Genomic DNA, 12123 nt, shown 5'->3' with positions numbered 1-12123 from the left:
CCATGAGCCGGCGTATCGTTCTCGTCACCGGCGGGGCCGGCTTCATCGGCTCCAACATCGTCGCGAAGCTTTGCGAGGACCCGGCGCTGGACGTCGTGGTCTGCGATCGCCTGCGCGACGCGGCCAGCGGCAAGTGGCGCAACATCGCCAAGCACCCGATCGCCGACTTCGTCGCGCCGGAGCAGCTGTTCGACTGGCTGGCCAAGCGTGGGTCCGAGGTCGAGCTGATCGTCCACATGGGCGCGGTGTCCTCGACCACCGAGACCGACGCCGACAAGATCGTGCAGTCCAACTTCGTGCTGTCGCGCGACCTCTGGGACTGGTGCGTCGAGCATGGCAAGCGCCTGATCTACGCCTCGTCGGCGGCGACCTATGGCGACGGCGCGCTGGGCTTCGACGGCCAGGACGACCTGGCGTCGCTGAAGTCGCTGCGGCCGTTGAACGCCTATGGCTGGTCCAAGGCGCTGTTCGACATCCACGCCGTGCGTGAAGCCGCCCGCGGCCGCGCCCCGGCCCAGTGGGTGGGCCTGAAGTTCTTCAACGTCTATGGCCCCAACGAGGACCACAAGGGCGGCATGAAGTCGGTCGTCGCCCAGATCTGGCCGCGCGTCGCGGCGGGCGAGGGGGTCAAGCTCTTCAAGTCGCACAATCCCGACTACGAGGACGGCGGTCAGCTACGCGACTTCGTCTATGTCCGCGACGTGGTCGACGTGGTCGCTTGGCTTGCCAAGAGCCCGGCGGTCAACGGCGTCTTCAATCTGGGCTCGGGTCAGGCGCGTTCGTTCCGCGATCTGGCCGTGGCGACGTTCGAGGCGGTCGGTCGAACGCCAGACATTACCTATATCGACATGCCCGAGGTGCTGCGCGGCAAGTACCAGTACTACACCCAGGCCGACATGAGCCGCCTGCGCGCGGCCGGCTACAACGCGCCGATGACCTCGCTGGAGGACGGCGTGGCCGACTACGTCGCCGGCTATCTGAACACCGACGATCCCTATCGCTAGATGCGTCCCCGGTGACCCCGGGGAACACTTGTCCCTGCCTGACGCGGGCGTAAGCTGAACGTCGATAAGTCGAGATCAAACTCGACCGGCAGGGAGTGAGAAATGGTCGGCATCGCCGCCTGGGGCGCCTATGCGCCGCGTCTTCGTCTGAGCCGCAAGGCGGTGACCGAGGCCAACGCCTGGGTTGCGCCGAACCTCAAGGCCAAGGGCAAGGGCGAACGGTCCATGGTCAATTGGGACGAGGACGCCCTGACCATGGCGGTCGAGGCCGCGCGCGACGCGCTGGGTCCAGACGACGACCGCTCCCACATCGACGCCCTCTATTTCGCCTCGACCACCGCGCCGTTCGCCGATCGCCTGAACGCTGGGGTCGTCTCGGCGGCCCTGACGCTTGAGAAGTCGATCTCCGCGACCGACGTGACCGGCTCGCAGCGCTGCGGCCTGACGGCGTTGTCCCAGGCGCTGTCAGCCGTCGCAGGCGGCGGGGCCAGGGCGGCCCTGGTCGCGGCGGGCGAACATCGCAAGGCCCGCGCGGCCTCGGCCCAGGAACTGGACTTCGGCGATGGCGCGGCGGCCTTCGTGGTCGGCGAAGAACCGGGCGCGGCCGAGCTCTTGGGCCGTGGCAGCGTCACGGACGACTTCGTCGATCACTTTCGCGGCGACGACGGTGGCTTCGACTACTACTGGGAAGAGCGCTGGATCCGCGACGAGGGCATCGTCAAGCTGGTCCCGCCGGCGATCAAGAGAGCGCTCGAGGTTTCTGGCCTAAGCGCTTCAGATATCGATCATTTCTGCTTTCCATCGACCTTCGGCGGCATGGCCGCCTCTGTCGCCAAGCTCGTCGGGATCAGGCCGGAAGTCGTTCGCGACAACCTCGCCGTTGTCATGGGCGAGGCGGGCTGCGCTCACGGTCCGATCATGTTGGCGCACGCGCTTGAAAATGCTCGTGAAAACGAGGTGATCCTGGTGGCTCAGTTTGGCCAGGGGGCCGAGGCCCTGGTGTTCCGCGCCACGGGTCAGGGACAGCGCCCCGCGCGCGGCGTCACCGGTTCGCTGGCCGATCGAAAAGAAGAGACCAACTACCTGAAATTTCTGACCTTCAACGGACTGGTCGAATGGGACAAGGGCATGCGGGCCGAGAAGGACAACAAGACCGCTCTGACGACCCTCTATCGCAACGAGGACATGATCCTGGGGCTGGTCGGCGGCCGCTGCCGCGAGACCGGCGTCGTCCAGTTCCCGCGCACCCGCATCTCGGTGGCGCCGAACAATCCCGCCGTCGACACCCAGGAGCCGTACAAATTCGCCGAACGGCGCGCGAGCATTCTGAGCTACTCGGCTGATTACCTGACCTTTTCCATGGCTCCGCCGAACCACTACGGCATGGTCGTCTTCGAGGGCGGCGGTCGGATCATGATGGACATCACCGACGTCGCGCCGGGCGATGTCGAGACGGGCCTGCCGGTGCGGATGGTCTTCCGCATCAAGGAGGTCGACGAGAAGCGCGGCTTCGTCCGCTATTTCTGGAAGGCGACGCCCGACCGCGCCGCCGTGGCCAACGCGACCGCCAAGGCGGCGGAATAGGAGGCGAAGATGCCGCAAGGGATCCGGGACAAGGTCGCCATCCTCGGGATGGGCTGCAGCAAGTTCGGCGAGCGCTGGGACGCCGGCCCCGACGACCTGATGGTCGAGGCCTATCTGGAGGCCATGCAGGACGCCGGCATCGAGCCGACCCAACTCGACGCGGCCTGGTTTTCGACGCACATCGACGAGATCGGTTCGGGCAAGGGCGGCACGCCGCTGTCTATCGCGCTTCGCCTGCCCAATATCGCCGTCACGCGCGTCGAGAACTTCTGCGCCTCGGGCTCGGAAGCCTTCCGGGGCGCGGTCTACGCCGTGGCGGCGGGCGCGGCGGACATCGCCCTGGCGGTCGGCGTCGAGAAGCTGAAGGACACCGGCTATGGCGGCCTGCCGGTCGCCAATCCGGGCACGCTGAGCCCGCAGGTCATGCCGAACGGCTCGGCGCCGGGGAACTTCGCCCAGCTGGCCAGCGCCTACCGCGCCAAGCACGGGGTCTCCAAGGATGACCTGAAGCGCGCGATCGCCCACGTCTCGGTCAAGAGCCACGCCAACGGCGCCAAGAACCCCAAGGCCCATCTGCGCAAGCCGATCACCGAGGAGCAGGCGCTGAACGCCCCGCTGATCGCCGAACCCTTGGGCCTGTTCGACTGCTGCGGCGTCTCGGACGGCGCGGCGGCGGCGATCGTCACCACGCCCGAGATCGCCCGCGCGCTCGGCAAGCACGACCTCGTCACGGTCAAGGCGCTGCAGCTGTCGGTCTCGAACGGCTACGAGAGCCAGTACAACGGCTGGGACGGCAGCCACTTCCACACCGCTCGCATCGCCGCGGGCAAGGCCTACAAGGAGGCTGGTATCGAGCGCCCGCGCGAGCAGATCTCGATGATGGAGGTGCACGATTGCTTCTCGGTCACTGAGCTGGTGACCATGGAGGACCTCTTCATCTCGCCGGAGGGGCAGGGCTGGCGGGACGTGTTGGACGGCTTCTACGACGCCGATGGCGGCGTGCCGTGCCAGATCGACGGCGGCCTCAAATGCTTCGGCCACCCGATCGGCGCCTCGGGCCTGCGGATGCTGTACGAGATGTACCTGCAGCTCCAAGGGCGCGCCGGCGAGCGGCAGTTGGCCAACCCTGTCTTCGGCATGACCCATAACCTGGGCGGCGCGCCGGCCAGCAACGTCTGCTCGGTCGCGATCATCGGCCAAGAGGGGGCTTAATTCCGTCAGGCGCTTGATGTACCGAGGAGCCCATGGCTCTCAAAGGCTTCAAGCGCTGGATCTTCGCGGGCGTCGTCCTGGTCCTGGCGCTGATCCTGTCGGCGGCCTTCATCTGGCGCTATGACATTCTCAGCAACGCGCTGGACCCCAAGGTTCCATTCCTGACCTATCACCCGCCGCCCGCGCCGGATTATGGCCAGCGAGCGTCGTGGGCGCTGCTGCCGCGCAAGCCGGAGGCCGTTCCGCCGGCCGATCGACCCGTCGACATTTTCTTCGTCCACCCGACCACCTTCGATGGGGGACGCGACTGGAACGGCGGCATCGACCAGCCCAAGGCGATGCGGTTCCTCTCGCGGGTGGTGCTGCCGAACTATGCCGGCCCGTTCGACCGAGTCGGGCGATTGTTCGCTCCCCGTTATCGCCAGGCGAGCCTCTACACCTACCTGACCCTGCGTGACGACGCCCGCGAGGCGCGGCGCTTCGCCTATGGCGATGTCTTGCAGGCGTTCAGGGCCTATCGCGTCCGCTACGGCCAGGATCGGCCGTTCATCCTGGTCGGCGTGGAGCAGGGCGGCTCCCTGGCCGCGCGCCTGCTGAGCGAAGAGATCGCCGCCAAGCCCGAGCTCAAGCGCCGCCTCGTCGCGGCCTATCTGATCGAGACGCCGGTCCCGGCGGACGAATATACCCCCGCCGCGCCGCTTCCGGCCTGCGCGCGCAAGGCCCAGGCCGGGTGTGTCGCCGCCTGGATTTCCGCCCCCGAAGGCGACTTTCAACGGGTGCAGGAGCTGATTGGCCGCTCGCTGATCTGGGATCCGTCGGACCAACTGGTCAACCTCGAGGGCCGCACGCCGCTGTGCTTCAACCCGCTTTTGGGCGGGACGTCCCTGGAGCGCGCGCCGGCGCGGCTGAACCTGGGCGCGGCCAACGCCACCGGCCTCGACTGGGGCGCGCGGCCGCCGTTCCTCCAGCGCCAGGTGTCGGCGCGCTGTGAAAACGGCATCCTGCGCACCAGCAAGCCGAAGTCCGCCGCGCTGCGGGACAGCGGGTCCTGGGCCGATCAGCGCAAGGTCGACGCCTTCAACCTGTTTTACGCCGACCTCGAAGCCGACGCCCTGGAGCGCGCCAAGGTCGCGGTCTCAGCCGGCGGCCGATAGCGCCGCGAGGCCGCCGTAGGTCGGCTGGTCTATCTGCACCTGGCCGATCGCCGTGGCGCGCAGGTGGGCGAGCAGCGCCGGATCCGTCGGCGCGATCTCGCTGACCCGAAGCGCCTCGCAGAGCGCCGCGTTCAGGGCGGCGAAGTCGCCGTCGCGTCCCAGCAGCGCCCGCATCCGCTCGCTAGCCTCGGTTTCCAGAGTCGCGCCGAGCGCGGCCTCTCGCGCCACGGTGGCGCGGGCGTTGTCGGCGACGCGGGCGAGGAAGGCTTGGCGGGCGTCGCCCGGCGCGGCAGGCTCGGCGTCGAAGGCGGCGATCGCCTCGGACAGCTCGGCGGCGGTCGGATGGCTGATCATGCGGCCTCCATCAGGGCGACGAGGTCGATCTCGGTCTCGCTGGTGCGCCGGCCGATCATGGCCCGCTCGATCGAGCGGTCCGCCCCGGCCGCGAAGCTCTGGTACATCATCAGGCACATGACGCCCCATTTCAGCGAGCCCAACGCCTGCCAGAACTTCACGCGTTCGAGCGTGATGTCGCCGCCGTGGCCGGCCAGGAGATCCGCATAGCCCCCAAAGCCGCCGACGGGGTTTCGCCATTCGCCGAAGCGCCAGGAATTGACGCACATCCAGCCGAGATCCTCGGCCGGATCGCCCAGATGGGCCAGCTCCCAATCCAGCACGCCGATAAGGCCGAGCTTGGGGTGGATCATCAGATTGCCGTTTCGGAAGTCCCCATGGACCAGCACGGGCCTTTCCGGCGGCGGCGGGGCGATGGACTCCAGCCAGCGGAAGGCCGCCTCCAGGATCGGCCGCTGGGCGCCCATCTGGCGGTAGAGCGCCTCATAGCGCGCCAGTTCGCCCCGGGCGTCGGAGGTGGTCAGCGACGGAAGGCCTTCGACCGGGATGGCGTGGATACGGGCTAGAACCTCTCCGCAGCGACTGGCCAGGTCAGGACGAACGCCCGCGAAGGCCTCGTCGCGGACGATCCGTCGCCCCAGGGTCTCGCCCTCCAGGCGATGCATGACATAGGCTTCGCCGAGGGCGTCGTCCGGGGCGCAGACATGGACGACGCTGGGGACCGGCGCGCCGGCCGCGTCGGCGGCGCGGATCAGGTCGGCCTCGCTGGCCAGGGGCAGAGCCGTGTCACGCGGCAGCGCCCCGTCGGGCCGCCGACGCAGGATCAGCGGCGTCCCGTCGTCGAGGTCGAAGGCCCAGGTCTCAAGACTGGCTCCACCCGACAGGCGACGGGCGTTGCGAGCGCCCGTCGCGGCGGGCGACAGGCGCGGGGCGAGGCGGTCCAGGGCGGCGGCGACATCCATGGAGCGGCATGCTTCCAGCCTTGACCCGGCGTCACGCAAGAGGTCCTCATCTTTACGTCGAGCCCGGCGCGCCTTAGGCACGGAGGCTCCTTTCCGCTGTTCAGGATTTCTCATGCCCTCCGGTCTCGCCGCGCTGCTCGATGACGTCGCCGGCATCACCAAGCTGGCGGCCGCCTCACTGGACGACGTGACCGGCGCGGCCGGCAAGGCTGGCTCCAAGGCCGTCGGCGTGGTGGTCGACGACACCGCCGTGACTCCCGGCTACGCCATGGGCTTTTCGCCCGACCGTGAGCTGCCGATCGTCTGGAAGATCGCGCTGGGCTCGCTGCGCAACAAGCTCCTGTTTCTGCTGCCCGGCGCCATGCTGCTGTCGGCCTTCGCGCCCTGGGCGGTGACGCCGATCCTGATGTGCGGCGGGGCCTATCTGGCCTTCGAGGCGACCGAGAAGATCCTCGAGGCCTTCACGCCCGAGCACGAGGGCGAGGCGGTCGAAGAGCTGGCGCTCAGCGCTCCCGAACTCGAGAAGCAGAAGGTCGCCGGCGCGATCCGCACGGACCTGATCCTGTCGGCGGAGATCATGGCCATCGCCCTGGCCGACGTCTCGGACCAGCCGCTGGCGATCCAGGCGGCGGCTCTGGCCCTGGTCGGCGTGCTGTTGACGATCGGCGTCTATGGCGTCGTCGCCCTGATCGTGAAGATGGACGACATCGGCTTGCACCTGTCGCGCGGCAAGGTCCAGAGCCTGCGCGGCTTCGGTCGGGGTCTGGTCAAGGCGATGCCGTGGACGATGGAGGCCCTGACGGTGATCGGCACGGCCGCTATGCTGTGGGTTGGCGGCGGCATCATCGTCCATGGCCTGGAGCACTTCCACCTGACGCCCATCCCGCATTGGGTCGAGGGCTTCTCACATTGGGCGGGGCGGGCGCCGGGCGTCGGCGCTCTGACGGGCTGGCTGGCCTTTGCTCTAGGCTCGGCGGTCGTGGGCCTGGCGATCGGCGGCGTCTTGGCCGGGGTCATGCACCTCTGGCATCACCGCAAGGGCGCCGAGAGTCATTAACCGGCTTCGTTCAGCGACGAGACCGGCTTCCAGTCGAACAGTTCCTGCAGCATCCGCAGGGCCTGGCCGCGCGGCGAGCTTAGTTCGGGATCGCGCGCCAGGATCAGCCGCGCGTCGTCGGCCGCCACGGCGATCAGGTCGCGATGCGCCACCGGTTCGGCCAGGCGATAGGCGGGGAAGCCGCTCTGCTTCAGGCCCAGCGGATCACCGCCGCCGCGCAGCTCCAGGTCCTTCTCGGCGATCTCGAAGCCGTCGTCGCTGCGGCGCAGGATGTCGAGGCGCTTCTGGGCCACCTCGGACAGCGGCGGATCATAGAGCAGCACGCACGAGCTCTCCCGCGTCCCACGTCCGACCCGCCCGCGCAGCTGGTGCAGTTGGGCCAGGCCGAAGCGGTCGGCGTGCTCGATGACCATGATGCTGGCGTTAGGGACATTGACGCCGACCTCGACCACCGTCGTGGCGACCAGCACGCTCACCTCGCCGTCCACGAAGCGCTGCATGACCGCGTCCTTCTCGGCCGGCGGCATCTGGCCGTGCACGAGGCCGACGCCGGGCAGATGACGCGCGAGGTCGGCGGCGCGGTCCTCCGCGGCGCGCAGATCCACCTTGTCCGACTCCGAGACCAGAGGGCAGATCCAGAAGGCCTGGGCGCCGCCGGCGATCGCGGCGCGCAGGCGGTCGACGATCTCGGGCACGCGCGGCGTCGGCGCGGCGCGGGTGGCGACGGGCGTGCGGCCCGGCGGCTTTTCGTCGATGCGCGAGACGTCGAGATCGCCGAACACCGTCAGCTCCAGGGTGCGCGGGATCGGCGTGGCCGACATGGCCAGCAGGTGCACGCCCCAGTCGACGCCGGGCGGTCCCTTGTCCTGCAGCCGGCGGCGCTCGTTGACGCCGAAGCGGTGCTGCTCGTCGATAATGGTCAGAGCCAGCGTCTTGAAGGCCACGTCGTCCTGAAACAGGGCGTGGGTGCCGACCGCGATATGGTGGGTTCCATCGGCGAGGCCCGCTAGCTTGGCGGCGCGCCCTGCGCCCTTGTCGCGTCCGGTCAGCAGGATTACCGAGAGACCCAGGGCCTCCAGTGGTCCGGCGATGGTCTCGAAATGCTGGCGGGCCAATATTTCGGTCGGCGCCATCAGGGCTGACTGCAGGCCGGCGCTGGCCGCGTCGGCCATGGCCAGCATGGCCACCACGGTCTTGCCCGAACCGACGTCGCCTTGCAGCAGGCGGCTCATCCGTTCGCCGGAAATCAGGTCGCCCCGTATCTCGGACAGAGCCCGGATCTGGGCGCCGGTCAGCTTGAAGGGCAGGGCCTTCTCGGCGGTCTCCGACAGAGATCCTGCTGGAATGATCGGGCCCGGATGCGACCGGCGCGCCGCCTTGCGCTGGGCCAAAGCCAGTTGGTGGGCCAGAAGTTCGTCATAGGCGAGGCGGCGGCGGGGACGGGCCAGGGGAGAGAGGTCGGCCTCGCTGGCCGGCGCGTGCAGGGCCGCCAGCGCTTCACGCCAGCCGGGCAGGCGCTCACGTTCCCGCCAAGCCGCGTCCTGCCATTCCCGAAGCTCGGGCGCGCGGTCCAGCGCCTCCAGGGCGAACTTGCGGAAGGTGCGCGAGGGAAGACCCGCCGTCGCCGGATAGACCGTCTCGACCTCTGGAATGTCGCCGGCGCGCTCCTCGGCGACGATGTAGTCCGGATGGGCGATCTGGAGTTCGGAGGCGAAGCCTTCCGGCCGCTCGACCTTGCCGCTGACCGCTCGCCGTGCGCCCTTAGGGTGCTGGCGCTCTAGGTGCGGCCCGTGGCCCTTGAACCAGATCAGCGTCAGAAAGCCCGTGCCGTCCCAGGCGCGGATCTTCCAGGGCTGGCCCAGGCGGCTGGGCGGCTGGTGGGCGTCGATCGTGACGACGAAGGTCTGGACCTGGCCCTCGACCGCCTGATCCACCGTCGTGACGCCCCGACGAATCAGGCTCGCCGGCGCGGTGAACAGCACGTCGCGCACGATCGGCCCGGCCAGCTTCTCGACCAGCGGGGCGACGCGCGGGCCCACGCCCTTGAGCGTGGACACCGAGGTGAAAAGGGGAAAGAGAATCTCCGGGCGCATCGACCGCGACCTTAGCCGCGTCCGCGCCCGTCCGCAGCCGCCAGACTCAGTCGTCCTTGTTCATGACCGGTTGCAGGGCGATCACGATGTCGGAGTATTCGTCGGCGCGCGAGGCGCCCGAGACGTTCAGGCGGGTGTAGAGCCAGGTGGCGCCGTGGCGCGCGTAGGCCTCGGACCAGCGATTCTTGGCGTCGATGAGGTTGTTGGCCTCACCGGCGTAGACGACCGTACCCTTGGCGTCGAGATACACGTAGTTCCCAGCGATCGTGGTGGCCGGATCGCCGTTTTCGGCAAGCTTGTAGCGGTAGACGGCGCCCGAGGCGCCCTTCAGTTCGATGTACGGCTTCACACTGTCCTCGCCATGGGAAACACTCGGCGTAGACGCACAGGTCGTGAAGCGTCCCGGGGGCCAAATTATGGCTACCCACGCACTAACGCAGCACACCCGATCTGGCCAGAAAGCGCCGAGTCCGCTCCTCGCGCGGTGAGGCGAGAAGCTGGCTTGACGTTCCTTGCTCTACGATCACGCCGCCGTCCATGAAAATCGTACGATCCGCGACATCGCGCGCGAAATCCATTTGATGGGTGACGATGACCATCGTCCGACGCTCGGCCGCCAGGTCGCGGATCACGGCCAGGACCTCGCCGACGAGCTCGGGATCGAGGGCCGAGGTCGGCTCGTCGAACAGGATGACGTCGGGATCCATGGCCAGCGCCCGGGCGATGGCGCACCGCTGCTGCTGGCCTCCGGACAGGGCTGCGGGATAGGCGTTCGCGCGGTCGCCAAGCCCCACCTTGTCCAGCAAGGCCAAGCCCTTCAGGCGGGCGTCGGCGATCGGTGTCTTGCGAACGACCAACGGCCCTTCGATCACGTTCTCCAGCGCCGTGCGGTGCGGGAAGAGGTTGAAACCCTGGAAGACGAAGCCGACCCGGCCGTTCAGCGCCTTGGCGAGCGGCGTCTTCCCGCCCGAGGTGACTCCGGCGATGGTCAGTTCGCCACCATTGAGCGGTTCGAGGCCCGCCAGGCAGCGCAGCAGGGTGCTCTTGCCCGAGCCGCTGGGGCCGATGATCGCCACGACCTCGCCCGGGGCGACGGCCAGGTCGACACCCGCCAGAACGGGCGTGTCGCCGAAGTTTTTCTTGAGCCCCTTGGCGTCGATCGCACTCATCGGCGGCCCTCCGAGGCGCGGCGCTCCAGCCGATGCTGGCCGGCGGCGAGGATGGTCGAGACGATCCAGTAGATGGCCGCGGCGGCCAGATACATCGTGAAGATCTCGTAGGTCCGCGCGGTGATCAGCTGGGTCTGGCGGAACAGCTCCGGCACCTGAATGGTGGCGGCCAGCGAGGTGTCCTTGACCAGGCTGATGAAGCTGTTCGACAGCGGCGCCACCGCGGTGCGCGCGGCTTGGGGCAGGATCACGCGACGCAGCGCCTGGCCCCGGCTCATGCCCAGGACGGTCGCGGCCTCCCACTGGCCCTTGTCGACGGCGGCGATCGCGCTGCGCAGGATCTCGCAGGCATAGGCCGCGACGTTCAGCGAGAAGCCGATGCCGGCCGCGAAGAGGGCGGGCATCTCGATCCCGAACTGCGGCAGGCCGTAGTAGATCAGGAAGAGCTGCACCAGAAGCGGCGTGCCCCGGAACGCCGAGACATAGACGCTGGCCGGCCAGCGCAGCAGCGGTGAGCGCGACAGGCGCATGAGCGCCAAGCCAAAGCCCAGCACCACGCCCACGCCCATGCCGATGACGCTGAGCAGGACCGTATAGCCCGCGCCTTTCAGGAGCAGCGGCGCCGACTGGCGCAGGAGATCGAGCCCGGTCTCCATGCCTATCGGGTGACGTCCATGCCGAACCACTTCTGCGACAGCGCCGAGAGCTTGCCGCTGGCGCGCAGGGCGTTGATCGCCTGGTCGATGATGACCTTCAGCGCGGCGTCCTTCTTCATCGCCACGCCCGCGCCTTGCGCCGCGAAGGGCGGTCCGGAGGCGACGAACTCGGGCGAGGTTTTGATGAAGTCGGCGGCGACCAGGCGGTCGTTCAGCACAGCGTCGATGCGACCGGCCTTGAGGTCCTGGTATTTGGTCGGGTCGTCGTCATAGGTGCGAACGTCGGCCGTCGGCACATTGGCGCGCAGCCACTGCTCGTAATTGGTGCCCAGACCCACCCCGACCTTCTTTCCGGCCAGCTCGTCGGGCTTGGTCGGGCCTGGCTTGGCCTTCAGCGTGATGATCTGGATGCCCGAGATCGTATAGGGCTCGGAAAAGTCGTACTTGGCCTTGCGGTCGGGCGTGATGGTGATCTGGTTGATCACCACGTCGACGCGCCCCGACTCCAGGGCCCCCAGCAGGCCGGCGAACGGGGCGGGGCGGAACTCAGGCTTCAGGCCCAGCTGCGCGGCCAGCGCCTTGGCGAAGTCCACCTCGAATCCGGTCAGCTGTCCGTCGGAGCCTTGGAAGTTGAACGGCGGATAGGTGCCTTCTAGGCCGATGCGCAGGGTTCCGGACGCCTTGATTCGCTCCCAGCCGCTGGCGCCCGCCTCGCTCTTCTTGGCGCAGGCGGCGAGCAGGGCGAGGCCGAGGCCGGAAACGACGGCGCGGCGGGCGGGGAATCGCATCGAACGGACCCTTGGACGAAACAGTCTTGCGCAGTTCTATACGGGCGCGCGCGGTTCGCCAGTCCGAACGGACGCCGCGCCACTCGCGAG

The 12123-nt window shown here is 68.6% G+C and carries 12 protein-coding genes; 5 read left to right on the top strand and 7 right to left on the bottom strand.

Going from position 1 to position 12123, the window contains the following annotated elements:
- The first annotated feature begins 2 nt into the window (after positions 1-2).
- From rfaD to DI526_RS13145, 4 genes are all read left to right on the top strand, one after another.
- A complete protein-coding gene (gene rfaD / locus DI526_RS13160) occupies positions 3-1004 on the top strand; it encodes an ADP-glyceromanno-heptose 6-epimerase (protein ID WP_304278596.1) in 1002 nt (333 codons plus the stop codon).
- A 102-nt stretch (positions 1005-1106) separates the two neighbouring features.
- Positions 1107-2588, top strand: coding sequence for a hydroxymethylglutaryl-CoA synthase family protein (locus DI526_RS13155; protein ID WP_304278595.1), 1482 nt, complete (start codon positions 1107-1109; stop codon positions 2586-2588).
- Positions 2589-2597: 9 nt separating this feature from the next.
- Entirely contained in the window at positions 2598-3800 is a 1203-nt protein-coding gene (locus tag DI526_RS13150; RefSeq protein ID WP_304278592.1) for an acetyl-CoA acetyltransferase, read from the top strand.
- A gap of 32 nt (positions 3801-3832) precedes the next feature.
- Positions 3833-4954: a DUF3089 domain-containing protein gene (locus tag DI526_RS13145; protein ID WP_304278589.1), complete on the top strand. Its 1122-nt coding sequence runs from the start codon at positions 3833-3835 to the stop codon at positions 4952-4954.
- On the opposite strand, the gene DI526_RS13140 is transcribed toward DI526_RS13145, so the two are convergent.
- Positions 4937-5308, bottom strand: a complete 372-nt coding sequence (locus DI526_RS13140) for a DUF6285 domain-containing protein (RefSeq protein ID WP_304278586.1) — start codon at positions 5306-5308, stop codon at positions 4937-4939. The genes DI526_RS13145 and DI526_RS13140 overlap by 18 nt on opposite strands.
- Positions 5305-6270, bottom strand: coding sequence for a phosphotransferase family protein (locus DI526_RS13135; protein ID WP_369692011.1), 966 nt, complete (start codon positions 6268-6270; stop codon positions 5305-5307). The genes DI526_RS13140 and DI526_RS13135 overlap by 4 nt, the downstream gene beginning before the upstream one ends.
- A gap of 112 nt (positions 6271-6382) precedes the next feature.
- Here DI526_RS13135 and DI526_RS13130 point away from each other — a divergent pair, with 112 nt between their 5' ends.
- Positions 6383-7327, top strand: a complete 945-nt coding sequence (locus DI526_RS13130; protein ID WP_304278584.1) for a DUF808 domain-containing protein — start codon at positions 6383-6385, stop codon at positions 7325-7327.
- On the opposite strand, the gene recG is transcribed toward DI526_RS13130, so the two are convergent.
- The 5 genes from recG to tcyJ form a co-directional block, all read right to left on the bottom strand.
- A complete protein-coding gene (gene recG / locus DI526_RS13125) occupies positions 7324-9420 on the bottom strand; it encodes an ATP-dependent DNA helicase RecG (protein ID WP_304278580.1) in 2097 nt (698 codons plus the stop codon). The genes DI526_RS13130 and recG overlap by 4 nt on opposite strands.
- Positions 9421-9466: 46 nt before the next feature.
- Positions 9467-9769 (bottom strand): hypothetical protein, encoded by a 303-nt coding sequence (locus tag DI526_RS13120; RefSeq protein WP_304278578.1) that lies wholly within the window; start codon positions 9767-9769, stop codon positions 9467-9469.
- 82 nt (positions 9770-9851) lie between these two features.
- Positions 9852-10589 carry an amino acid ABC transporter ATP-binding protein gene (locus DI526_RS13115; protein ID WP_304278576.1) on the bottom strand — a complete coding sequence of 246 codons (738 nt, stop codon included), beginning with the start codon at positions 10587-10589 and terminating at the stop codon, positions 9852-9854.
- A complete protein-coding gene (gene tcyL / locus DI526_RS13110) occupies positions 10586-11245 on the bottom strand; it encodes a cystine ABC transporter permease (protein WP_304278573.1) in 660 nt (219 codons plus the stop codon). Before tcyL ends, DI526_RS13115 begins: the two co-directional genes overlap by 4 nt.
- Positions 11246-11247: 2 nt before the next feature.
- On the bottom strand, positions 11248-12033 hold the full coding sequence (gene tcyJ, locus DI526_RS13105; RefSeq protein ID WP_304278570.1) for a cystine ABC transporter substrate-binding protein: 786 nt from the start codon (positions 12031-12033) through the stop codon (positions 11248-11250).
- Between the last annotated feature and the right edge of the window lie 90 nt (positions 12034-12123).

The sequence above is a fragment of the Caulobacter segnis genome (assembly GCF_003243465.1).
GTDB classification, from domain to species: Bacteria; Pseudomonadota; Alphaproteobacteria; order Caulobacterales; family Caulobacteraceae; genus Caulobacter; species Caulobacter segnis_A.
The sequence above is the reverse complement of the archived record's forward strand: the minus strand, read 5'-3'. Positions and strand labels throughout refer to the sequence as shown.

Excerpts from the sequence above, each read along its gene's own strand:
- rfaD (WP_304278596.1), top strand. The coding sequence starts at position 3 with ATGAGCCGGCGTATCGTTCTCGTCACCGGCGGGGCCGGCTTCATCGGC.
- DI526_RS13155 (WP_304278595.1), top strand. The coding sequence starts at position 1,107 with ATGGTCGGCATCGCCGCCTGGGGCGCCTATGCGCCGCGTCTTCGTCTG.
- DI526_RS13150 (WP_304278592.1), top strand. The coding sequence starts at position 2,598 with ATGCCGCAAGGGATCCGGGACAAGGTCGCCATCCTCGGGATGGGCTGC.
- DI526_RS13145 (WP_304278589.1), top strand. The coding sequence starts at position 3,833 with ATGGCTCTCAAAGGCTTCAAGCGCTGGATCTTCGCGGGCGTCGTCCTG.
- DI526_RS13140 (WP_304278586.1), bottom strand. The coding sequence starts at position 5,308 with ATGATCAGCCATCCGACCGCCGCCGAGCTGTCCGAGGCGATCGCCGCC.
- DI526_RS13135 (WP_369692011.1), bottom strand. The coding sequence starts at position 6,270 with ATGGATGTCGCCGCCGCCCTGGACCGCCTCGCCCCGCGCCTGTCGCCC.
- DI526_RS13130 (WP_304278584.1), top strand. The coding sequence starts at position 6,383 with ATGCCCTCCGGTCTCGCCGCGCTGCTCGATGACGTCGCCGGCATCACC.
- recG (WP_304278580.1), bottom strand. The coding sequence starts at position 9,420 with ATGCGCCCGGAGATTCTCTTTCCCCTTTTCACCTCGGTGTCCACGCTC.
- DI526_RS13115 (WP_304278576.1), bottom strand. The coding sequence starts at position 10,589 with ATGAGTGCGATCGACGCCAAGGGGCTCAAGAAAAACTTCGGCGACACG.
- tcyL (WP_304278573.1), bottom strand. The coding sequence starts at position 11,245 with ATGGAGACCGGGCTCGATCTCCTGCGCCAGTCGGCGCCGCTGCTCCTG.
- tcyJ (WP_304278570.1), bottom strand. The coding sequence starts at position 12,033 with ATGCGATTCCCCGCCCGCCGCGCCGTCGTTTCCGGCCTCGGCCTCGCC.